The organism is Pseudarthrobacter sp. SORGH_AS 212, assembly GCF_030818145.1.
Taxonomy (GTDB): domain Bacteria; phylum Actinomycetota; class Actinomycetes; order Actinomycetales; family Micrococcaceae; genus Arthrobacter.
This window is the reverse complement of record NZ_JAUTAA010000001.1, coordinates 1,374,379-1,396,809: the sequence shown is the minus strand read 5'-3', so window position 1 is coordinate 1,396,809 and position 22,431 is coordinate 1,374,379. Positions and strand designations below refer to the sequence as shown.

Sequence of the window (22,431 nt, the reverse complement as noted above, 5' to 3'; positions counted from 1 at the left end):
ATTCCCTCTTTAGCTTGGTTTGGTTGTTTTGCAGGTCATGGCGCAGCCGCCCCCGTGACGGACCGGCGGCCGTCAGTAGCGCGGGGCTATGGGGCTGCCGTCCGGCGAGCGTTCTTCGATCAGCTTTCCGCCCAGAATACGCTCCACCGCAGCGCGTCCGAAGACGCCGGACTCCTCGATGGTTTCGTCGTCCGCGCTGGGAATGTCCTGCACATAAGTGGCCGCCGCCGCTGCCGCCCGTGCGGGAGCCTTGGCCCGTCCGGCTTCGGCTTCCGGGCTGTTGGACAGCCTTTGGTAGAGGCTTTGCCGTGTCGCCGCGGCCGTGGCAGCGGCCGGGGCGGTTGCAAGGGCTGGCGAAGGTGCTGATGCCGGTGCGGAAGACGCCATGGCGTACTCGCGGGCCTGTTGCGGTTGTGGGCTGGCCGGTGCTGGCGGTGCCGTTGCCGGCGGTGCTGCTGCCGGTGGTGCCGCCCCCGCTGGTGCCGCCGGTGGCATGGTGGTGCGGGCGGGTCCGGCCGCCGGAGTAACAGGGAGGGACGGCGGGACCTGGGCGGTGGCGGGCTCGTAGTGCGGGGTGCTGGTCACAGCCGTGACACCTGCTGGCCGGGACGGGGTGTCGGGTTCCGCGCTGGCTCCGCCCGCCACGGAACCGGCTCCCACGTTGCTTTCCGTCCCCACAACCCAGACGCCGGGGGCCTGTTCCACAGCCCGGGTCCAGGGGTCGTGGGCGCCGTCTTCTGTGCCCGAAGGCCGCTGCGGGGCTTCCCCAATGGGAGACGGAGCTGATGCCGGTGAGGATGCGGGCGCCGGTGAGGGCCCGGGTGTCTCGGCGGACACAGGGGCCGGCGCTGCCGCCTGTTTGCTTCCCTTCGCGGGCGAGGGAGCCCAGTCCATGGGAGGTTCTTCCTCCAGCGGGGGAGCGTCCTCGTCCCTCGGCGGTCCCCAATCGTCGTCTGAGTAGGAGTAGTCGCCGGCAAGGGCCGCGTAGGGGTCCCCTCCGGCGGCAGCGCTGCTACCCGAAGGCGCGGCGGAGCCGTCTGGACTGTTGACGGCAGAACGCGCCGGGGCGCTCCCGGATGTGCCGGCACCGGACGGTGCGGGCCCGCTGGCGTTACCGGCAGCGCCGGAGTTGCCAAGGGCGTGGCTGCCAGGAGCGTGGCTGCCGGGCGCCGGGACATCGGCCCGCGCACCCTGTGCCTGGTCCTGCGACGCCGGCGGCTTGGGGTCTTCCGCATGTTCGGCCGCCTGCGCTGCGCCGGTCCCTGCGGCCACGGCGGAGGAACCGGTGCGGGTTGGCTGCGGCGATGGCGCGTTGTGCCCGGGACGTCCGCCGGCATCGGCAGGCGCAGGCGCAGGTGCCGGGGTCGGGGCCGGTGCTGCCGCGGGCGCCGGGGCCAGGCCCCAGGCAACGTCAGCTGAGCTGGCCGGAGTCACCTGACTGGCCGTAGCCACCTGGCTGGCCGTAGCTACCTGGCTGGCGGGTGCTTTTGGGTTTGGCTCAGCGCTCGCTTGGCCTGCGCCGGCCGCCACTGCATTGATCTGGCAGTCGATGCCCACCGTTTTGTGGATCGCCTGGCGGAGGTTGTCTGAGTGATCCGCCCGCCCGAAGGCACCGGCGAGACCGGAGGTTGCGAAAGCCAGCGTGAGGACGCTGCCATCGAAGGCGCTGACCTGGGCGTTCGGTTCTACAAGGGCCCAGGTGCTGCGCTTGATTTTGGACAGGGTCTGCAGCACGTCTGGCCACGCACGGCGAAGGACTTCAACGTCGCCCATGCCTGCGGGGCCGCCAGGGGCCGCAGTAACGCGTGGCTCGTTCTGTCCGGCACTGCCAGCGCTGGCGGCGCCGGCAGTGGCGTCACCGCGACCGTGCGACGTGTGTGCTGAGCCTGCCGGGGCGGATGCGTCCTGCGTTGGAGACGACGAAGCGGGCCGAGCCTGCTCCGGAGCGCCCTGTGGACCCTGCCTCGCAGCGGCAGGTCCGGACGCGGGCGCCGGTCGGCCCGCAGCGGGCTGGACCGGAGAGGGGCTGCCGCCCGATTGGCGCTCGTTGCCAGGCTGATCCACGGGCCAGTCGTTCGTGCTCACGCGCGGGGCCGTCAGCGGCGGGCGGCCATCAGCGGTCCCTGCACCCGGAGCACCTTGAGTTGTCCGGGGCGAAGATTCCCCTGTTGCAGGGAGGGAAGGCGCATCCGGACCAGCCTGCGGCTGGGCCGACGGGATGGGGGCCGTAGGAGCCTGCTCCGGAGTCCCGGCCGCAGGGTCCTGCACTGGAGGGGCCTGCGATGCCTGGCCCTGGCCAGTGTGAGCCTGCTCAGCGGGAGCACGGCCAGCTGCGCCCTGGGAAGAGGGGGACTGGGCTGCAGGGGACTGGGCGGCGGGAGCCTGGCCACCGGTGGCGCCGGCAGTTTCAGCCAGTGGTGCCACCGAAATCGGGGCAACCGCCGGGGCTGGTGGCGCCGATCCGGCACCCAACGTGGCGCTGGCACCCTGGCCTGCGGCAGCACCGGCGTCGTTCCCGGAGTAGTTCAGACGCCGCTCGACGCGGTCGATGCGCGCAGCAATGCCGCGTTCATTCTGTTCGGAACTTGGCAGCAGGATCCGGGCGCAGAGCAGTTCCAAGTGCAGCCGCGGAGACGTGGCACCTGTCATCTCGGTCAGCGCCGTGTTGGTGACATCGGCAGCACGGGACAACTCCGCGGCGCCAAGGTTGTGGGCCTGGTTCTGCAGCCGGGCGATTTGGTCCGCCGGCATTCCGCGCAGGATGACCTGGGCGCTCTCCGGCATCGCCTGGACGATGATCAGGTCGCGGAAACGCTCCAGCAGGTCCTCAACGAAGCGCCGCGGGTCGTGCCCGGTTTGGATGACGCGGTCCACCGCGCGGAAAACGGTGGCTGCGTCCGAGGCAGCAACGGCCTCCACCACATCGTCCAGAAGCGAGGCGTGCGTGTAGCCGAGCAGCGCAACGGCGAGCTCGTAGTCGAGCCCGTTCGGCCCTGCGCCTGCCATGAGCTGGTCCAGGACGGACAGGGAGTCACGGACGGACCCGCCGCCGGCGCGGATGACCAGGGACAGGACGCCGGGGGCCACCGGGACGTTCTCCTGGTTGCACAGCAGCTCCAGGTAGGCCATCAGCGGCTCGGGCGGTACCAGCCGGAAAGGGTAGTGGTGCGTGCGGGAGCGGATGGTGCCAATGACCTTGTCCGGTTCCGTGGTGGCGAAGATGAACTTGATGTGTTCCGGCGGCTCTTCGACGATTTTCAGCAAGGCGTTGAAGCCGGCCGAGGTGACCATGTGCGCTTCGTCGATGATGAAGATCTTGTAGCGGTCGCGGACCGGGGCGTAGGTGGCGCGTTCCCGGAGATCGCGTGCATCATCCACACCGCCATGGCTGGCGGCATCAATCTCGATGACATCGAGGGAGCCGGAGCCGCCGCGGGCCAGTTCAACACAGCTGGGGCACACGCCGCAGGGAGTGTCGGTGGGCCCCTCGGCGCAGTTCAGGCAGCGGGCCAGGATGCGGGCGGAGGTGGTTTTGCCGCAGCCTCTTGGGCCGGAAAACAGGTAGGCATGGTTGACGCGGTTTTTGCGCAAAGCCGTCATCAGTGGTCCGGTGACATGCTCCTGCCCGATAACGTCTGCGAAGGAATCGGGACGGTATCTGCGGTAGAGAGCGGTAGTAACTGTCACAGGAAAAACCCTACCAATCCGGGCCGACATCCTGCCGCCCTGTGGGGGAATAGTAAAGACCCCCCATGCACCCGCCAGAGCCCGTCTACCCTTGCTACCTTCCGGTCCTGGGGGAGTTCAACAGGATGACGCCACATGAGGGGCCGTCAGATACTTTACCCGAACATCGGGCCCGACTCGAATCGGCGGCGGTCCGTGGCATCTTCCGTCCGCCCCGCCTGTCCAATGATGGAACAGCGGGCACAAAGGGGCGCATTTTCATTGCTAATCCCGCCGGCAGCCGCGATCATTGGTATGTACACCGATTGGGGCAATCTCAAGGTTGTGAGCTGCGTGGCCTGGCTGAACGGGCCGGACCCGGCAGCTCAACGGTGTCCGGTGGAATGGGCGCGTTGGGGGCGCCCATTTCTGTTGCTGGCCCTTTTAGGTGGCTGGGCAGCCGGGCGCATGGAACCCTGTGCAGGCCTCCGCGGAGCGGCCGTCCAAGCGCCGACGTAACGCTGAAAACGGCCCAATTGGGCGATGCGCGAATCTTCAGGTAATCTAGTATCTGCTTTTGATTCAAGAGCAGCTGGAGAATTCGCCTAGCGGCCTATGGCGCACGCCTGGAACGCGTGTTGGGTTAACGCCCTCGGGGGTTCAAATCCCCCATTCTCCGCCAACCAGGAACCCGGTCCCACAGTGTGGGGCCGGGTTTTTGCATGTTCTGGCCAGAATACGGGCACCCTGGAGGGCGCTGTGTTCAGGCGTCCGGTGCTGCCATCCCCAGCCGGAGCAAACGTGCCCGCGCCGCAATCTCACTCGGTCCACGGGGACCAAGCGTGAGGCGTACGACGCCGAGGACTGCTTTGGTCGCGAGCCGCACAGGCAGCGGGAAGGGGCCCAGCCGCGGGACAGAGAGCCCCAGCATTGCCCGGTACCGGGGCTCGAGGCTGTACACGGCGCCGGCGAAGAGAACACGATAGCCAGGCCGCAGCATCGGGTGCAGGGGAGCCTTTCGGATGAACTCCACCGTCTCGGCGACCCGATGGTCCGCGCGCAGCTGGCCGCTTTCATACCAGCGGTCCAGTTCGGCCCGCATGTCAGCCTCCGTCAGCGGCGGCCGGTCGACGCCCATCAGCCTGCCGGCCTGGGCCCACTCACGGACGTAAGCGTCTGGGCCTCCCGGGACAGGCCCACCCCAGATTTTGTGGGAGGCCAGGAAGGCGTCCGTAAAGGCGATGTGGATCCAGCCGGCCAGGTGGGGATCGTTTGCACTGTAGCTGTGGGCTTGGCCGTCGTTGCCGTCATAGAGCCCGTGCACGGGTGCATGCAGGCGGCGGACCCTGCCCGAGGCATCTTCGGCGGCTTCCCGTGAACCATATGTGACCGTGAAGATCCAGCGGATCGTGTGGGCAAGGCGGCCCAGCGGATCCTCCCGGAAGTTCGAGTGCTCGTGGACACCCGCCAGTGCCCCCGGGTGGAGGGACTGCATCAGGAGTGTCCGGATTCCCGCCACGATAGGGGACATGGAGCCGTGGACTGCCCACACGGCTGAACCGGGGTGGTGGTATCCGGCATCGTTCCCCTCCTCAAGCCGAACGGCCCAGTCCGGAGGGGCATCCGACCTTCCGGTGAACGTCTTCCTGATTTCGCCTTGCCACTTCCGAAGTAAGCTCCGCATATCCCATTGTTGCCCGGTTTGCGGGTGGGTGGGAGGAACTTTGCCATGTACGGCAGATCGGGGACCAGGGCTTGGTTGCTCCACGCCAGTCCAGCCTGTGGTTTTCCACATGATCCCCGCAATGTGTTGTTAGGGGTTCACACCGGTCCGCCCGTATGGTCCCATGAGATGTACCGTCAAGAAAGCGCGGGTGGCTACCTTCTGGAGCCAGTCAATTGGCAAGCATTGGGGAACCGGTATGGGCGGATATGCCCGGCGCTTCAGCCATCCGGCCGCGCGAACGCTGGTGGCCACCGGTGCTTTGGCGGTGGCCTTCGGTCTGGTCAACCTCAGTGCTTCGTCCACCGGCCTGTGGCCAGGTTCAGCCGAGGCCGTCCGGACCGCCGCTGCACCCGGGGCGGATAAGTCGTTAACGGGTGCGGAGAACGGCTTCCGTATTCCCGCTGCACCTGCCCAGGGAGCCCAGGCGTCCGGCCGGGTTGGTCCCGGCCTGCTGTCCCCGGCAATCCTTACGGATCCCGGGGCCGCCGTAGCTTTTCCGCGTCCCCAAGTGGGTAGCCCGGGAGCTGGCTCACAATCCACGGTGTCCATGGAACTGTCCGGTATCGGCAGGCCGCCGGCAGGTTTCCTGATGGCACCGCTGGCCCTCCTGAATGCCAGCTCTCCTTTCGGGTTCCGTACCAGTCCGCTGACGGGGACGGCAGGGGATTTCCACCTTGGCCAGGACTACGCGGCGCCGTGCGGCACCACCGTTTACGCAGCCGATTCCGGCGTGGTTCGGGCTGCCGGCTGGCATCCTTGGGGCGGTGGCAACCGGGTGGAAATCGACCACGGCAACGGCCTCATCACCACGTACAACCACCTCGAGTCGATTGCAGCACGGGCGGGAGACAAGGTGCAGGTTGGCCAGGCCATCGCACGGGTGGGCACCACCGGGTGGTCCACCGGGTGCCACCTGCACTTCGAAACGATCATGGACGGCCGCTACGTCAGCCCCCGGGGCTGGAGCCTGATGACGCTTCGCGCACTGGGAGGACCCGCCCCCGAACCCATGGTGTCCTATGCCCCTGGCACCGGAACTTCGTCGGGGGCCACGGTGTGGACCATACCTTTGGGGGTGGGACCGGATCCGTCGGCCGGCCAGGAGGGAACCGCGGCGACGACGACGCCTCCCACCACGGCGTCTCCGTCTCCTTTCCCGTCGGTAACGCCAGGACCCACAGGGACAGTCCTGCCGCCCCCGGGGGCGCCTCAGGTACCGTCGCCTACACCTACGCCGACGCCGCCGGCAGCGACGCCCAGCCCGACGCCGACGCCTTCGCCCTCACCTGTCCCGACGCAAACGCCCAGCCCGACGCCGACGCCTTCGCCCTCACCTGGCCCGACGCAAACGCCCAGCCCGACGCAAACGCCCAGGCCCACTCCGACACCTACGCCAACACCGACGCCTACGCCTACGCCTACGCCAACACCAACGCCCACGCCTTCACCCGCTCCGTCGCCGAGCCCGACGCCCACTGCTACGCCCGTGCCAAGTCCCACACCGCCTCCGGCGCCGGTCCCCACACTGGCGCCCACTCCTACTCCCACACCGACGTCGTCTGCCCTGACGCCGACTGCACCTCCGCCGTCGTCCGCGACGCCCAGCCCGGTGCCGACCTCCACCGCCACTGTGACCCCCACTGTCGCGCCGACCCCAACGCCGCTGCCCTCCGCCAAATTGCCTGCAACGGCGCCCTAGCCCGGGCCTCCTCGGGGCATGGACCGGACCAATAGCCCCGGACGTACAGGAAACACGCAGCCGCGACCAGTACCGTGGGCAGTTGGCAACGAAGCACCGGCATGGACAACTACCTGAGGACGCAACGCGTGGCACCCCTGTACCCAATTCACCTGACCCTGAATGATGGCACCAGCACCGAGTTCGCCCGGTTCAAGGGGAACGTGGTTCTTGTAGTCAACGTTGCCTCGAACTGTGGTTTCACACAGCAGTACGCGGGCCTGGAGGCCCTGTACGGCAAATTCCGCGACCGGGGATTCGAGATCCTCGGCGTCCCCTGCAATCAGTTCGCAGGCCAGGAACCGGGCAGTGACAGCGAGATCGCAGAGTTCTGCGAGCGCAACTTCGGTGTCTCCTTCCCGCTGACCACCAAGGCCGATGTGCGCGGCAAGAACCAGCACCCGCTTTACGCCGAGCTGACCAAGTTCAAGACGGGGATCCTTCCGGGACTGGTGAAGTGGAACTTCGAGAAGTTCCTGGTGAACCGCGACGGCGATGTGGTGGCGCGCTTCGCACCCACCGTGGAGCCGGATTCGGCGGAGGTCATCGACGCGATTGAAAAAGCACTCGGCTGAAATGTAGGCTGTTTCCCGAATTTGCCCTGCAGAAAGCGCAGTTCTTTTAGCTTTTTCCACATCAGCTCCGGCGATTTGCCCAAAGTTTGCCAAATGTCTGATTGGATAAATATTACTGAGGGGTACAAGGGAAGCGCCGTTTCCCACCGACCACAGAGGTAGCAATGGAGCACATCGAGGCCGAACATCCCCGGCCACGCCACTTCCTACTCCACCTGAGCGATCCCCATTTGTTGGGAGGTCCGGAACCCCTGTACGGCGTCGTTGACAGCGAAGCCCGCCTTACTCAGCTCTTTGAAGAGGTCAAGGCGTCCGGGGCGAGGCCGGAGGCCGTCATTTTTACCGGCGATCTTGCCGATAAGGGCGAGCCTGGCGCGTATGCCAAGCTTCGCGCGATTGTCGATCCCGCCTGCGATGAACTCGGTGCCGAGGTCATCTGGGCCATGGGAAACCATGACAACCGTGCCAACTTCCGTGAGGGCCTGCTGGACCAGCCCCGCGATGACGCTCCGGTGGACAACAGCTACTTCATCAACGGCCTGCGCGTGATCACCATGGACACCACTGTTCCGGGGTACCACCACGGGGAGCTGAGCGAGTCCCAGCTGGAGTGGCTGGCGAGGGAACTTGAGACGCCCGCGCCGGACGGCACCATCCTTGCGCTGCACCATCCGCCCGTGCCGTCGGTCCTGGACTTGTCGGTGCTGGTGGAACTGCGTGACCAGGGGTCGCTGGCTGCGGTGGTCCGGAATTCAGATGTACGGACCATCCTGGCGGGGCACCTGCACTATTCCACCACTGCCACCTTCGCCGGGATCCCGGTGTCGGTGGCCTCCGCCAGCTGCTACACCCAGGACCTCAACGTTCCGGTCGGCGGCACTCGTGGCCAGGACAGCGGCCAGGCATTCAACCTGGTGCACGTTTACGAGCACACGATTGTCCACTCGGTGGTCCCCATGGGAAGCGCGACGACGGTGGGCGAGTACGTGACGGCAGACGAGACTGCGCGGCGCCTCGAGGCCGCCGGGGTACGCATCCCGGAGACCGCGAAGCAGCGCACCATGTCGAGGACGGGCGCCAACACCAGGCGCTGACCTTGCGGTGGCTTTCCGCGCGGCAGTGCCACAGCGCGGGCTGTGGCACTGCAGTGCTACTTCTCCCAGGGCGCCTTGATGGGGTAGTACTTCTCCAGGAAATCCGTGACCAGTTCGGCACGTTCATCGGCTGCGACTTCCGGGAAACTGCCGTCGTTGAGGCAGAAGAAGTCCATGTTCCGCTTGGACAGCAGCTTGGGCAGGTAGTTCAGCCCGGCCCGCATGGTGGTGTCCACGTATCGCACCTTGGCCGCGGTCTGCGTGACGGCACGTCCGGTCAGCAGCGCGTAGTAGTGGTAGAACGAGTTGGTCACCGAAATGTTGTCGGCCGCCCGGAACCTGCTGGCGGCGGTCTTCCGGAACTCCTCCGGAAACTCCTCCTCCATCTGCTTGATGAGGCTCCGGCGAAGGGGCGCGGCAGTGTGCTCCAGGTGACGGGTGGTGATCCGGCCGAACCTGTTCCACAGCAACTTGCGGTTGACCCGTGCCGCATTCTCGAACCCGCTGCGTTCCGCAGCGTTGTCGCCCAGGCCAATCCTGGTTTCCGCCTCAATGAACTTCGTGATGCCGCCGGGGGTGAAGAACAGGTCCGGGCTGACGGGCCGGCCGAAGAACATGTCGTCGTTGGAGTACAGGAAGTGCTCTGAGAGTCCGTCGATGTGGTGCAGTTGGCACTCGACGGCCTGGGAGTTGTGGGTGGGCAGCACCGAGGGATCGGAGAAGAACTCCTCGCTCCGCACGATGGTCACCGAGGGGTGCTCTGCCAGCCAGGCCGGGGCGGGGGAGTCCGTGGCGATGAAGATGCGGCGGATCCACGGCGCGAACATGTAGACAGACCGCAGCGCGTACTTGAGCTCGTCGATCTGCCGGAACCGGGCCTCGTGGTCGTCGCCTTCGCCCAGGACGGCATCCTTTTGCTGGGCACGCCGGGCGGCAATGTATTCGGGCGAGCTGCCGTCCACCCATGAGAACACCAGGTCAACGTCGAAGCTGATGTCGCTGGCATGGTCGGCGAACATGTTCTCGATGGTGGGCCAGGTGTGGCCGTAGCGTTCCACCGTTCCGCGGACCGCGTCCTGGCGCAGGAGCGTGCGGCGCGTCAGCGAGTTTTCGATGGGCAGGATGATCTGCTCGCCCTCGAAGGACCACAGCTCGATCTGCACACCGGCGGATGCGCCGAACTCGAAGCCGCCCACCGGTTCCACACGGGGCCGGTACAGGCGGAAGATGCGCGCCTGCCGGTTGGAGGAGAGTTCGCCGTCCGCAACCAGGACGGACGTCTTCTTCTTGGCATCCACGGTCATGGAGTAGAAAGGTTCGTCCCGGCAGGCCTCCACCAGGGCGGCCCGGAGCTTCTTCCGGTCCCGCCAGCCCAGCGCGATGACGGGCCTGTCGTTGTTGCCGCGCACCAGAAGGTAGGCCAGCCCGGCGTTGGCCAGCACGTTGCGCAGGAACAGCAGGTCCTCCACCATGGCCTGGTAGGGCGTCCTGTTGTCGTTGACGACGGCGTAGCGGCCCTTGTGCCGGATCACGTCAGGGCGGAGCCTGAACCGCTGTTCAGCCTCAGCCGAGGTCACCTCGGAATGGAACTGTTCCTCGCTCGAGGGCTGTCCGGCGTAGTAAACCTCGTCCTGGACCGGTGCTTCTGTGATGGTTGTCTCCGTGCTGGTCAAAGTAAGCCTTTCTACCTGCATGATAGCCGCGCGGGGGAAACAGCTTGTTTCGCTTGCGTCGGCATGCCCGCGCCAAGCGGGATGTGGCGGGCCGCCCGGGACCGGGTGCCGCGGGGAAGGATCCGGCGTCAGGCGCCCAGCGCCTCCCGCCAGCTGCGCAGGAAGGCGCCGCCGGCGTCGTCGTGGATGACCGAATCTGAGAGTCCCAGGTCCGTGGCCGTCAGGATATCGTACGGTTTCTCCGGGACGCCATCAGCGGGCCGGACGTCCACATGTTTGACCGGATGGTCGTTGTGGTGCAGCCAGTCAGCCATGGCGTAATCGGTCCGGGAATCACCCACCGTCCGCCAGGCGTCAGGCGTGATCCCTTGGGCGGCCAGCAGTTCAACCGCCCGGCTCGCCCCCAGGTCCTTGCCCAGCCGCACCGACTCAATGTCGGTGGAGATAATGGTGGGGTCCACGCGGTAGTCCACGTCGTCGTCGGAATTCGGCGCGTGGTGGTCCAGGCGCACCACGCCCAGGCCGTGGCGGGCCATCAGCTCCATGGCGTCCGCGTCAAAGAGTTTCTGTTCGGCAAGGTAGTCCGCGCTGGGCACCTCGATGTGCTGCTCCACGGACACCATGGCACGCTTGGTTTCGTCGAAGAACATGTGTGCGCTGTAGTCCTCGGCCACCAGGCGGCGGATATCGTCGCCGTACGCGGCAGGGACGGCCAGCTCGCGGTCAACGTGGACCGGGCCGGGGCCCGCGGCGGTATAGCTGAACCACACCGCGCCCTTCTCACAGACCGCATGGATGACGGTGCCGTCCGGGATGCCCGCAGCGAGCATCGGCTCCATGACCTGCTCGCGGATGAAGGCATCCGAACGGCCGGTGTTGAAAATGACGGGGATGCCGGCGGCGGCAAGGGCCACAAGGTCCCCGATGATGGCCGGCCTGACGTTCCGCGTGACCGGGCTGGCTATCGGCCCGTCCACATCCAGCAGGAGGGCCAGCGGCGGGGTTGACGGCAGGCGGGTTCCGGTCACGGACATGGCGGGGGCTTCGGATGCTGTCATGAATCCATTGTCTCAGTTGGGTGGTCAACTCCCCGCTCCGGCTGTGCAAAGGTCACCGCGTGTGACATGGTCACCGTTTGGCTACAACCTTAAGGCGGCACGGCCGGATACTTCCGCTGCCGTCGGCAGGATGCCTAGGGTGGCATGGTGATATTCAAAGCTGTGGGCGAGGGCCGCCCTTACCCCGACCATGGTTACAGCACGCCCAAGGACTGGGCCTCGCTGCCGCCGCGGCCGGTCCGGCTGGACGAACTGGTAACCACCAAGCGCACCCTGGACCTGGAAGCGCTGCTGGCGGAGGACTCCACATTCTTCGGCGACCTGTTCCCGCACGTGGTGCAATACCAGGGAACCCTGTACCTGGAGGACGGGCTGCACCGCGCGGTCCGGACTGCCCTGCACCAGCGCACCGCGATCCACGCCCGGGTCCTGGTGATAGATGGCTAGGAAGAAGAAGCCGCAGGACGTCAGCGTCCTGCATGGACATCATGTGGTCAGCGGGCAGGAGCTGCGGGCCACGTTCGACGCCGGCCGGAACGCCGACGACACCGCCCGCGTACGGCGCCGGGTGCTGCACGCCGTGGTCCTGGTGCTCCTGATCGGACTGATCGCAGCGGGCATTATCACGGCTCTTGCCATCATCAACGGGCGGTTCAGCATCCCCTCTGCGGAGCCGGCCGCGAAGACCGTCAGCGCCTGCCCGGCCGCAATGTTCGACTACACGCCGAACGAACAGGTCAACCTCAACGTCTACAACTCCACCAGCAGGCCAGGGCTGGCGAAATCCGTGGCGGATGATTTCCTCGCGCGCAAATTCGTGGTGGCCGCGGTCGGCAACACCGAGCCCAGCTACCGCGGGGTTGCCGCAGTGATCTCCGGAGCGGCCGGGCAGTCCGCAGCCTTCAGTGTCCAGCGGAACCTGCCGGGATCGGACTACTTCCAGGACAGCCGGACGGACGGCACCGTGGACGTCATCCTGTCGCAGGATTACCGGGCACTTGCGCCGCCGGAACTGGTGGACCAGACTCCCGGCACGCTGAGCTGCCCCAGGGAAAGCCGGCGGGTGGCGGACGATGACATGTGGCCCGTGATGCCCTCGGCAGCCCCCGCCTCCTGACGCCCGCTGCCATATCAGCCCGGGCTGCTAAACCCGGCTTGTGGGGACCTGAAGTGATGGGGCAACTCAGCCGGCCACGGCGCGAAGCGGTGCCAATCGGACGGGCCGGCCGCCGTCGTCGAACCTTGCCCCGGCGCCCAGTTGGATGAACCGCACGGTCCGCGCCACCCGCGCTTCCAGTTCCGCGGGCTCGTCGCTGCCCCTGGCCGCGCTCGAGGACAGGGTTCCCAGGATCAGCTGCGACTGCTGGCCCACGTCCGCGGCAGGCAGGTAGCCCTGGTCCATGCCGTCACGAAGAATGCCCTGCAGGAGCACGCTCAGCTCGCCTACATGGTCGGCGAGTTTGGCAAAGGACGACGGCGAGAGCACCGCCCCCATGGCAGGTCCGGGCGGCAGGTGGCGCCGGGTGAGGTCCTCCACCTGCGCGCGCACGTACAGGGCCAGCCGCTCCACCGGATTGTCGAGCCGGCCGAGCGCCTCTCGCAGCTCCGCGAGGAACTTTTCCGTCTCCTCCAGGGCATAGGAAATCAGCAGCTCTTCGATGTCCGCGTAGTAGTTGTACACGGCCGTGCGCCCCACGCCGGCGTGCCGCGCGACGTCGGTCATGGTCAGCCCGGGCAGGCCGTGCGAGAAGAGCAGTTCGCCGAAGGCCGTCAGGATGCGGCGTTGGGTGTCGGCGCGTTGTGCTGCGTTGGTGGCCGCTGAAATCCTGGGCATACAGACACTTTACCGCGATGTGTCACTAAACGGTGAGTGCCCCGCCTGCAGTCGGGTCAGACGCTGCAACCATCCGGGCCGCAGGCTTCGCCGTCGCCGGAGTTGACCAGAACCAGGGGGTTGGCGTCCTGCCATGCCTGGTTGAGGGCAGCGGTGAAGGTTTCGGTGGGCTGCGCTCCGGAGAGGCCGAACTTCCGGTCGATGACAAAGAACGGCACCCCGCTGATGCCCAGGGCACGGCCTTCCTCGACATCGTTGCGGACGTCATCGGCGTACTTGTCCGTGGTGAAAAGCGCTTCCACCTCTGCGTCCGGAATTTCGAGGTCGCTGCCCAGCGCGGCCAGGTAGTCCCGGCTGCCGATGTCCTTGCCATGCTCGAAGTGGTCGCTGAGCAGGCGCTCCTTGGCGGCGTCCTGCTGGCCGTGCGCGGCGGCCAGGTGGATCAGGCGGTGCGCAGTGAAGCTGTTGGCCACCACCACGTTGTCGAACCGGTACTCCAGGCCCTCACCCCTGGCCTGCTCCGCCACATGGTCGAACATCTGGGAGACCTGCTGCGGTGCCATGCCCTTGCGGGTGCTGAGGTACTCAAGTTCGGTGCCCTCGTAGTGCTCGGGGAGGCCGGGATCGAGCTGGTAGCTGCGCCACTGCACCTCAACCGCGTCGCGGTGCGGGAAGTCAGCCAGGGCGGCCTCGAAGCGGCGCTTGCCGATGAAACACCACGGGCAGGCAACGTCGGACCAGATCTCAATCTTCATGGACTGCATAACCGGTGTGGTTCTGCCGCCATTCCGGGCCCGGGTGTGAGATACCCCACGGTAGGTCTTGTGGGCCGCCGCATCCTGCGCAATAGTCTGAACAGAGGTCCAGTAATGGACCGCGGAAACCCAAACATTCCACTGCGGCATTGCGTACCGCGGCGGGGTGGCGCCCGGCCCGCTGGGGAGCCCGGCCCGTCTCACCTGGGAGGTCAGGATGCGGATTGGCTTGGTATCAGGACCATGGATTCCTGTTCCACCGGCAACGTACGGCGGGACGGAACGGGTGGTGGACACCCTTGCCCGGGGCTTCGCCGCACGCGGCCACGAGGTACTCCTGGCCGCACCCACTGAAAGTACCTGCCCGGTGCCCCTTGTCCCTGGCATGCGCCCGGCGGACTATAAGGGCATGGGCACCAGCCTGTCGGAGCTCAGCCACGTGGTCAGGGCCTATGAGGGGCTGGCGGACGTGGACATCATCCATGACCACACCCTTGCCGGACCCCTCTACATGCACCGGCCCGGAGGGATTCCGGTGGTGACCACCATCCACGGACCCCTGCATGCCAGGGCGGCCGACATCTATCGCGCCATAGCCCGGGCAGGGGCGGTGATCGCCATCTCCCGGGACCAGGCCTCGCATGCTCCCGGCGTACCCGTCACCCGGGTGATTCACCACGGTATGGACCTCGCGGCGGTTCCGGTGGGAACGGGAGGAGGCGGTTACCTGTGCTTCGTGGGCCGGTCCTGCCCGGACAAGGGCCTGCTGGAAGCCATCAGCATCGCCCGTGAGGTGGGGATGCGCCTGAAGATCGCGGTGAAGATGCGGGAACCGGAGGAGGTGCGCTATTTCCGGGATGTGGTTGAACCCATGCTGGGCTCCAACGAGGACTTTATGGGGGAGGTGGATGACGCGACCAAATACCGCCTGATGGGGGAAGCGGTGGCATTCCTTAACCCCATCCAATGGGCCGAGCCCTTCGGCCTGGTCATGATCGAGGCCCTCGCCACCGGAACGCCGGTGGTTGGAACCGCTGTGGGAGCCGCGGAGGAGATTGTGGAGCACGGGCGAACGGGCTTCCTGGGCGCCACCGAACAGTTGGCGGACTTCATTCCGGCCGCCGCAGGCCTGGACAGGGCGGTGTGCCGCAGCGCGGTGCAGGGGCGCTTCAGTGCAGAGCGGATGGTGGCGGACCACCTGCGCCTATATGCCGAACTGATTGAAAGGCGGCCTCCGGCGGGGGTTCCGCATGCCGTCCCGGTGGACCAGAATCGATAGGGCAACGGTGCTTCCCGGATTTTCGGGCAGCACCTCGTCGCTTGAGAGGGGAGTCCCTGATGACCGCCTGGAACGCCGATAACGAAGCATCCGTGTCCGATTCCGGATCGGTCACCGTCCTGGAAGGATCCTCCTTCTGCATCTCGTCCGGAAGCGGGGACATCCCCTCCGACGGCGGCACGAACGGTGCGTTCTTCCAGGACACCCGCATCGTTTCGCGGTGGATGCTCCGCGTCAATGGGGCCCTGCGTGAGCCCCTGACAGCCCAGCGGCCGCAGCCCTTCAAAGCGACGTTCGTGGGCCGGGCCAAATGGCCCGGCGGCAGGTTCGACAGCCCGCTGGTGGTCCGCCAGGTGCGGCACATCGGTCCCGGCATGCAGGACGACATCACGCTGGAAAACTATGCATCCGAGCCGGTGGACTGCGAAATTGAGCTGCTGGTGGAGGCGGACCAGGCAGACCTGTTCGAGGTCAAGGGCAGCCGCTCCACGGGGAACGACGACACCACCCGGACCGTCAGGGACGGCAAGCTCATCATCGAGGCCTTGCGGCACGGCCAGCAGCGCGGAACCGCCGTTGGCGCCAGGGATGCCGAGGTCAGCACCGAAGGCCTGCGCTTCCGCATCACCGTTCCGGCGCGGGGAAAGTGGGCCACCAGCATCATCGTGGTGCCCCTGGTCAACGGCGAAGCACCGGACCAGCCCTTCCGCGAGGGGCAACTGCCGCACCACCGCGAAGGCGTGCGCCGGCACCTGGACTGGGAAGAAGGCGTACCGCGGATCAGGATCGAAGACGCCAGCCTCCAGGACCTGCTCAACCGCAGCCAAAGCGACTTGGGTGCACTGCGCATCTTCGACCCCCACCATCCGGACCGGGCGGCCGTCGCCGCCGGGGCGCCCTGGTTCATGGCGCTGTTCGGCAGGGACTCGCTGCTGACCTCCTACATGAGCCTGATGGTCAACCCCAACCTTGCCCTTGGCACACTGCAGACCCTGGCCGGCATCCAGGGCAAGAAGGTGGACAACGACTCCGAGGAGGAACCCGGCCGCATCCCGCACGAGGTCCGGCTGGGGGTCACCGCCGGATTGTCCCTCGGCGGCACGGCCTACTACGGCACCGCCGACGCCACCCCGCTGTTCGTGGCCGTCCTCGGAGAACTGAGCCGATGGGGACTGTCCAAGGACGTGATCCAGCCACTGCTCAGCCACGCGGACCGGGCCCTGGAATGGATTGAGAAGTACGGCGACCGCGACGGTGACGGTTTCGTGGAATACCTGCGCCCCAACAACCACGGGCTGGTCAACCAGGGCTGGAAAGATTCGTGGGACGGCATCAACTTCGCCGACGGGAACATCGCCGAACCGCCCATCGCCCTCTGCGAAGTGCAGGCCTACGTCTACTCGGCCTATCTGGGCCGCTCCCTGCTGGCGCACTGGGACGGGGACCCGGAACTGGAACACCACTGGGCTGAAAAGGCAGCGGCCTTCAAAGAGGAGTTCAACAAAAAGTTCTGGCTGCCGGACAAAGGCTATTTCGCCGTCGCGCTGGACAAGGACAAGCGCCCGGTGGACGCCCTGACCTCCAACATCGGCCACTGCCTCTTCTCAGGCATCGTGGACCGGGACAAAGCGCAGTCCGTCATGGAGCACCTGATGTCCCCGCAAATGTTCACTGGGTGGGGCATCCGCACGCTCGCCTCGGACATGGGCGCCTACAACCCGGTCAGCTACCACAACGGGTCCGTCTGGCCGCACGATACGGCCATGGTGGCCACAGGCCTGATGCGCTACGGGTTCGTGGACGAGGCAAGACGGGTGGCCCTGGGGGTCTTCGAAGCAGCCGAACACTTCGACAACCGGCTGCCCGAACTCTTTTGTGGCTTCGACCGCGGTGAGTTCCCCGGCCCCGTGCCGTACCCCACCGCATGTTCGCCGCAGGCGTGGGCTGCCGCGGCGCCTGTCCAGCTGGCGCGGATCCTCCTCCGCTTCGACCCTGTCTTTACCCGCGGGGTAGTGCACCTGGCACCGATCCTCCCGGACACCGTGGGCACCTTCCGGGCCGAAAACGTCCTGCTGGACTCTTCCCGGGTCACCATCACCGCCACCGGCACCAGCGGCACCATTGACGGACTTCCCCCGGGCCTGAAGCTCCTGGCCCAGCCGCGCCCGCCGCTGGCGTATCCGCCCGGAAGCCCGGAGGCCGCCTCAGACCATGCCGGCCTGAACCAGCCCGGCACGTAAGCAGCTACGGCAAGGCGCGTTCGAGGACGAAGTCGTGTTCCACGGTGCTGCCCAGCCGGAAAGACTTGGTGCCCACCTTCTGGAACCCGGACTTCCCGTAGAAGCGGATGGCGCGGGCATTCTGGCTGTTGACGCCCAGCCAGATCCCGGCCCGGCCAGCCGCACCGGCGGCCTGCACACTGGCATGCATCAGTTCGGCGGCGGCACCCAGTCCGTGGTGTTCGGGATGCACATAGCACTTGCTGAGCTCCACCGACGGCGTGAGTGTCAGGGCCGAGGCAACGTCCGGGTCCGACGCCGGCCGGTCCACCAGCAGGCTGTACCCGTTAAGCCGGTCGCCGCTGTCCAGCACCAGGATGGTGATGTCCGGATCGGCGAGGTAGCCCCGGAAGTGGTCTTCGCTGAGCGTGTTTGCCAGGTGCGCCGCGATATCCTCCGGCGACGACGACGGCGGGCAGGCCAGCGGAAAGGTGACGGCCGCCAGCTCAGCCAGCGCGCCGGCGTCGGCCATGGTGGCGCGGCGGATGGTGTGGCTCATGGGTTACTCCGGGGTCAGGGGGTGATGGTGCGGATGGGGGAGCCTGCCAGCCAGGCGGTGACGTCCTCGAAGGCGCCGCCGTAGAACTGCCGGTAGCTCTCCTGCGTGACGTAGCCGAGGTGCGGTGACAGGACGGTGTTGGGGGCCGCCAGCAGCGGGTGGCCGGCCTGCAACGGTTCCCGGTCGAAAACGTCCAGGGCGGCGCCGCGGATCCAGCCTTCGTTCAGTGCCCGGACCAGCGCTTCCTGGTCCACGAGGGGGCCGCGGGCGGTGTTGACCAGGATGCCTTCGGGGCCCAGCAGCCGCAGCTCCTGCTCACCCACGGTGTTCTCCGAGCGAGGGGAGAGCCGCAGGTGGAGGGTGGCGATGTCGGACGCGCGGAACAGCTCCTCCTTCGATACCAGCCGCACCCCGGCCTCCGCCGCGGCTTCGGCTGTGAGGTTCTGGCTCCACGCCACCACGTCCATGCCGAAGGCTTGGCCGTAGCCGGCAATCCGGCGCCCGATCTTGCCCAGCCCCACCACGCCCAGGGTCTTGCCTGCCAGCTCCACCCCTACGGTTTTCTGCCAGGAGCCGGCCCGCAGCGAGGCTTCCTCGGCCGGCAGGTGCCGTGCGATGGCCAGCAGCAGCGCCCAAGTCAGCTCCGGGGCTGCCGCGGGCGAACCGGGTGTTCCGCAGACCGTGACGCCGTGGTCCGCGGCTGCGGCGACGTCGATGGACGCGTTGGCCATCCCCGTGGTCACCAGCAGTTCGAGGGCGGGCAGTTTCTCGAACACTTCGCGCGGGAAGGCGGTCCGTTCCCGCATGGCGATCACGATGGTGGAGCCGGCGAGCGCCGAGACCAGCGCATCCTGCGAGGCGAAGGGTTCGCGGAACGTGGAAACTTTGACCCCCTCTGCATCCAGGGCCGCCCAGTCGGCGTAGCCATGGGCCACGTCCTGGTAGTCGTCGAGGATGGCAAGGCGGTGCGGCATGGCGGTGTCCTGTCCTTCGCGGTGTCCTTGTGGGGGCAGGTTCATCCTAAGCCTGGGCGTCACGCGGTGCCTTGCACAGTTTGTGGGCCTGCGCGGCGTGATAGCAATGAAGGTGATGAGTGACTTCCCTTTCCCCTTTTCCGCCCCGTGACCGGCCGGCTGCTTTCCCGAATTCCCGGCAGCTGGATCCTGCTCGCCTGCATTGGCCTGCTGGCCCTGAACCTGCGCGGGCCGTTCGTGGCCGTCGCGCCGGTGGTGGGTCCCATGCAGGCAGAACTGCATTTCTCCCCGGTGGTGCTGGGACTGCTGACCAGCATTCCCGTGCTCTGCTTCTCGCTCGCTTCGCCGCTGGCGTCCCTGGCCGCGAGGAAGTTCGGCGCCGAGTTTGCCGTCAGCCTCACCATCCTGGGCGTCCTGGCGGGAGTCCTGGTGCGGTCCGCCGGCGGACCCGCCCTGGTAGTGGCGGGGACCGTTATCATTGGCCTGGCCATCACGGTGGGCAACATTGCCGTGCCGCTGATCATCCGCCGCGACTTCTCGCCCTCGCGGCAGGGGACCGCCATGGGCATCTACACCGCTGCCCTGAACATCGGCTCTTTCCTGACATCCGTGGCCATGGCGCCCCTGGCCGAGTGGACCGGCTGGCGTGCCGCCCTGGCATCGGTGGCCCTCCTGGCCGTGGCCGCCATCGTTGTGTGGACGCTGGCAGTGGGGCCGCGGACCGCGTTCATCGTCTCCGCTGCCGAGGACGCCGGCGAAGCCAAGCTCCCGCCGGTGGCCGGCACCGGCTGGATCACCTTCGGCCTCACGGCGGGCTTCGGCGGCCAGGCCTTCTCCTACTACGGCGTCACCGCCTGGCTGCCCAGCTACCTGCACGATGAGCTGGGCATGTCTGCCGCGGAAGCCGGTGCGGCGTCCTCGATCTTCCAGATCCTCGCCATCGTGGGCGGGCTCGGCGTGCCGTTCGCCGCCAAATACATGAGTACGACGGCGGTGGCGGTCACCTTGGGCGTGTTGTGGACGGCCGTCCCGGCCGGGCTGCTGCTGATGCCGCAGCTGTGGTGGTTGTGGTCGACCTGCGGCGGGATCGCCCAGGGCGGCGGCATCACCATCATCTTCATCGCCATCATCCGGCTGGCCCGGAACCAGGCCATGGCCGGCAGGATGTCCGCCACCGTGCAGGGCCTGGGCTACTGCCTCGCTGCGGTTGCCCCGCCGCTGGTGGGCTTTGTCCACGACGCCTCGGAGTCGTGGACGCCGGCGCTGCTGGTCATCCTCGGCTCGGTGCTGACCTTCTTTGTCAGTACCACCCTCTCCGTCCGCAAGGTGCCGCGGGGCCGCTAAGGCGCGGGCCGCCGTCGGACATCCCGTCAGCACCCAGGGACGCGCGCTCACCTGATGGGTTAACCGAAGGACGCGCGCTTACTCTTCTGAGGGAAGTGAGCGCGCGTCCGGCGTTATGACCCAACAAGTGAGCGGGCGTGTAAAGGGGTTCCGTTGCCGGGCCGGCGCCCCGGATTTCGGGGTGCCTGTTGCGAAGGGCGTGCCGGCCCGGCGGACGGAAGTCTGTGCAGCTGCGGGTCAGGCCGCTGCGAGCTCCTCCACGGTGGCCTTCTCGCGGGCTTCGGTGAGGTAGCGGGCGTAGGCCGGGAGGGTGAGGAAGGACGGGAACTCCGTGGCGAGGGTGACTTCCTCGAAGATGTCCCGGGCGTCCTCGAAGCGGTCGCCGTCGAAGCGCTCCAGCCGGGCGAATTCGCCGTCCAGCAGATCCTCCACCCATTCGTGCGTGATGATCTCGCCATCGTCGGTGATGGCCCGGGCGTAGATCCACTGCCAGAGCTGGGAGCGGGAGATCTCCGCGGTGGCGGCGTCCTCCATCAGGTTGTGGATGGCCACGGCGCCGTTGCCGCGGAGCCAGGACTCGATGTAGCGGATGCCCACTTCGATGTTGTTGCGGATGCCCTGCTCCGTGATGGTGCCGTGCAGGGAGGCGACATCGATGAGGGCGCGGTCGTCCGGGGTGACGTCCCCGCGGAGCTTGCCGAGCTGGTTGGGTCGCTCGCCGAGGACGGCGTCGAACACTTCACGGCAGATGGGCACCAGATCGGGGTGGGCCACCCAGGAGCCGTCGAAGCCGTCCCCGGCCTCGCGGGTCTTGTCCGCCCGGACCTTCTCGAAGGCGTTGGCGTTGGCTTCGGGGTCCTTGCGGTTGGGAACGGCCGCGGCCATGCCGCCGATGGCCATGGCGCCGCGCTTGTGGCAGGCCCGGACCAGCTGCTCGGTGTAGGAGCGCATGAACGGGGCGGTCATGGTCACCTGGCCGCGGTCCGGGAGGACGAAGCGGGGGCCGCGGGTACGGAAGTTCTTGATGATGGAGAAGATGTAGTCCCAGCGGCCGGCGTTCAGGCCCGAGGCGTGGTCCCGCAGTTCGTAGAGGATCTCCTCCATTTCGAAGGCTGCGGTGATGGTTTCGATCAGTACCGTGGCGCGGATGGTGCCCTGCGGGATGCCGAGCAGGTCCTGGGCCAGGATGAAGATGTCGTTCCAGAGCCGGGCTTCGAGGTGGTTTTCGATCTTGGGCAGGTAGAAGTACGGGCCCTTGCCCTGGGCCAGCAGGCGGCGGGCGTTGTGGAAGAAAAACAGGCCGAAGTCCACGATGCCGCCCGCGATCGGGGTGCCGTCGATGAGCATGTGCTTTTCGGGCAGGTGCCAGCCCCTGGGGCGGACCACGATGGTGGGCAGTTCACCGGCCGGGCGGAGCTTGTACTCCTTGCCTTCCTCGCTGGTGAAGTCGATGCGGCGTTCCAGGGCGTCGGTGAGGTTCAGCTGGCCTTTGATGACGTTCCGCCATGTGGGGGTGGAGGAGTCTTCCATGTCCGCCAGCCAGACCTTGGCGCCGGAGTTCAGGGCGTTGATGGTCATCTTCTTATCCACCGGGCCGGTGATCTCCACCCGGCGGTCCTCCAGGCCCGGGGCCGGGGGAGCCACCCGCCAGGACGCGTCGTTGCGGATGTGTTCGGTCTCCCGCAGGAACCTCGGATCCTGGCCGGCGGCGATGTTGGCGCGTCGGGTCCTTCGTGCCTGAAGCAGTTCCTGCCGGCGTTCCGCGGTGGCCCGGTGCAGCTTGGCGATGAAAGCCAGTGCGTCCGGCGTGAGCACTTCATCCTGCCGGCATATGGGCTGGGCAGTCATGGTGATGCCGTTGATGGTGAAGCTATCGGTGAAGCTGTTCATGGGAGTTCTCCTTGAAAGGTCCCAACTGGGTAGCAGTAAGTGTCGCT

The 22,431-nt window shown here is 67.1% G+C and carries 17 protein-coding genes, 1 tRNA gene, 1 other RNA gene and 1 pseudogene; 10 read left to right on the top strand and 10 right to left on the bottom strand.

Annotated elements, in window-relative coordinates; all coding sequences use genetic code 11:
• Positions 1–72 precede the first annotated feature (72 nt).
• Positions 73–3,687, bottom strand: coding sequence for a DNA polymerase III subunit gamma and tau (locus QE394_RS06315; RefSeq protein ID WP_349034079.1), 3,615 nt, complete (start codon positions 3,685–3,687; stop codon positions 73–75).
• Positions 3,688–3,738: 51 nt separating this feature from the next.
• Positions 3,739–3,835: signal recognition particle sRNA small type (gene ffs, locus QE394_RS06310), an RNA gene on the bottom strand.
• 425 nt (positions 3,836–4,260) lie between these two features.
• Here ffs and QE394_RS06305 point away from each other — a divergent pair.
• Positions 4,261–4,348: transfer RNA gene (locus QE394_RS06305), tRNA-Ser, on the top strand.
• A gap of 81 nt (positions 4,349–4,429) precedes the next feature.
• Here QE394_RS06305 and QE394_RS06300 read toward each other — a convergent pair.
• Positions 4,430–5,350, bottom strand: a complete 921-nt coding sequence (locus QE394_RS06300; protein WP_261619960.1) for an oxygenase MpaB family protein — start codon at positions 5,348–5,350, stop codon at positions 4,430–4,432.
• A gap of 163 nt (positions 5,351–5,513) precedes the next feature.
• Between QE394_RS06300 and QE394_RS06295 the strand changes: the two are divergent.
• The 4 genes and pseudogenes from QE394_RS06295 to QE394_RS06280 form a co-directional block, all read left to right on the top strand.
• Positions 5,514–6,335, top strand: a pseudogene (locus QE394_RS06295) (M23 family metallopeptidase); the annotation flags it as partial.
• Positions 6,336–6,448: 113 nt separating this feature from the next.
• Positions 6,449–7,126 (top strand): hypothetical protein, encoded by a 678-nt coding sequence (locus QE394_RS06290; protein WP_349035445.1) that lies wholly within the window; start codon positions 6,449–6,451, stop codon positions 7,124–7,126.
• Between the two features lie 66 nt (positions 7,127–7,192).
• Entirely contained in the window at positions 7,193–7,705 is a 513-nt protein-coding gene (locus tag QE394_RS06285; RefSeq protein WP_056076820.1) for a glutathione peroxidase, read from the top strand.
• A 164-nt stretch (positions 7,706–7,869) separates the two neighbouring features.
• The gene (locus QE394_RS06280) at positions 7,870–8,799 is read left to right on the top strand and encodes a phosphodiesterase (protein WP_056076818.1); all 930 of its coding nucleotides are present in this window, start codon (positions 7,870–7,872) and stop codon (positions 8,797–8,799) included.
• Between the two features lie 56 nt (positions 8,800–8,855).
• Here QE394_RS06280 and QE394_RS06275 read toward each other — a convergent pair whose 3' ends face one another.
• A complete protein-coding gene (locus QE394_RS06275) occupies positions 8,856–10,493 on the bottom strand; it encodes a stealth family protein (protein ID WP_056076815.1) in 1,638 nt (545 codons plus the stop codon).
• A gap of 107 nt (positions 10,494–10,600) precedes the next feature.
• Positions 10,601–11,530 carry a hypothetical protein gene (locus QE394_RS06270; RefSeq protein ID WP_056076813.1) on the bottom strand — a complete coding sequence of 310 codons (930 nt, stop codon included), beginning with the start codon at positions 11,528–11,530 and terminating at the stop codon, positions 10,601–10,603.
• Positions 11,531–11,677: 147 nt separating this feature from the next.
• Here QE394_RS06270 and QE394_RS06265 point away from each other — a divergent pair, with 147 nt between their 5' ends.
• Together QE394_RS06265 and QE394_RS06260 are read left to right on the top strand one after the other, a co-directional pair.
• The gene (locus tag QE394_RS06265; RefSeq protein WP_171908923.1) at positions 11,678–11,977 is read left to right on the top strand and encodes a type II toxin-antitoxin system VapB family antitoxin; all 300 of its coding nucleotides are present in this window, start codon (positions 11,678–11,680) and stop codon (positions 11,975–11,977) included.
• The gene (locus QE394_RS06260; RefSeq protein ID WP_349034078.1) at positions 11,970–12,647 is read left to right on the top strand and encodes a LytR C-terminal domain-containing protein; all 678 of its coding nucleotides are present in this window, start codon (positions 11,970–11,972) and stop codon (positions 12,645–12,647) included. The genes QE394_RS06265 and QE394_RS06260 overlap by 8 nt, the downstream gene beginning before the upstream one ends.
• 66 nt (positions 12,648–12,713) lie before the next feature.
• Here the strand turns inward: QE394_RS06260 and QE394_RS06255 are convergent, their stop codons facing one another.
• Positions 12,714–13,364, bottom strand: coding sequence for a TetR/AcrR family transcriptional regulator (locus tag QE394_RS06255; protein WP_056076809.1), 651 nt, complete (start codon positions 13,362–13,364; stop codon positions 12,714–12,716).
• Positions 13,365–13,420: 56 nt separating this feature from the next.
• Entirely contained in the window at positions 13,421–14,119 is a 699-nt protein-coding gene (locus QE394_RS06250; RefSeq protein WP_349034077.1) for a DsbA family oxidoreductase, read from the bottom strand.
• Positions 14,120–14,336: 217 nt separating this feature from the next.
• On the opposite strand from QE394_RS06250, the gene QE394_RS06245 reads away from it, so the two are divergent.
• Together QE394_RS06245 and QE394_RS06240 are read left to right on the top strand one after the other, a co-directional pair.
• The gene (locus tag QE394_RS06245) at positions 14,337–15,398 is read left to right on the top strand and encodes a glycosyltransferase family 4 protein (RefSeq protein ID WP_349034076.1); all 1,062 of its coding nucleotides are present in this window, start codon (positions 14,337–14,339) and stop codon (positions 15,396–15,398) included.
• 59 nt (positions 15,399–15,457) lie between these two features.
• Positions 15,458–17,638: a glycogen debranching N-terminal domain-containing protein gene (locus QE394_RS06240; protein WP_349034075.1), complete on the top strand. Its 2,181-nt coding sequence runs from the start codon at positions 15,458–15,460 to the stop codon at positions 17,636–17,638.
• Between the two features lie 4 nt (positions 17,639–17,642).
• Here the strand turns inward: QE394_RS06240 and QE394_RS06235 are convergent, their stop codons facing one another.
• Together QE394_RS06235 and QE394_RS06230 are read right to left on the bottom strand one after the other, a co-directional pair.
• Complete coding sequence (locus QE394_RS06235) at positions 17,643–18,176, bottom strand: GNAT family N-acetyltransferase (RefSeq protein WP_349034074.1); 534 nt, start codon at positions 18,174–18,176, stop codon at positions 17,643–17,645.
• Positions 18,177–18,190: 14 nt separating this feature from the next.
• On the bottom strand, positions 18,191–19,150 hold the full coding sequence (locus QE394_RS06230; protein WP_349034073.1) for a D-2-hydroxyacid dehydrogenase family protein: 960 nt from the start codon (positions 19,148–19,150) through the stop codon (positions 18,191–18,193).
• 147 nt (positions 19,151–19,297) lie between these two features.
• On the opposite strand from QE394_RS06230, the gene QE394_RS06225 reads away from it, so the two are divergent.
• On the top strand, positions 19,298–20,494 hold the full coding sequence (locus QE394_RS06225; RefSeq protein WP_056076800.1) for an MFS transporter: 1,197 nt from the start codon (positions 19,298–19,300) through the stop codon (positions 20,492–20,494).
• Between the two features lie 237 nt (positions 20,495–20,731).
• Here QE394_RS06225 and aceB read toward each other — a convergent pair whose 3' ends face one another.
• Positions 20,732–22,384: a malate synthase A gene (gene aceB, locus QE394_RS06220; protein ID WP_349034072.1), complete on the bottom strand. Its 1,653-nt coding sequence runs from the start codon at positions 22,382–22,384 to the stop codon at positions 20,732–20,734.
• Between the last annotated feature and the right edge of the window lie 47 nt (positions 22,385–22,431).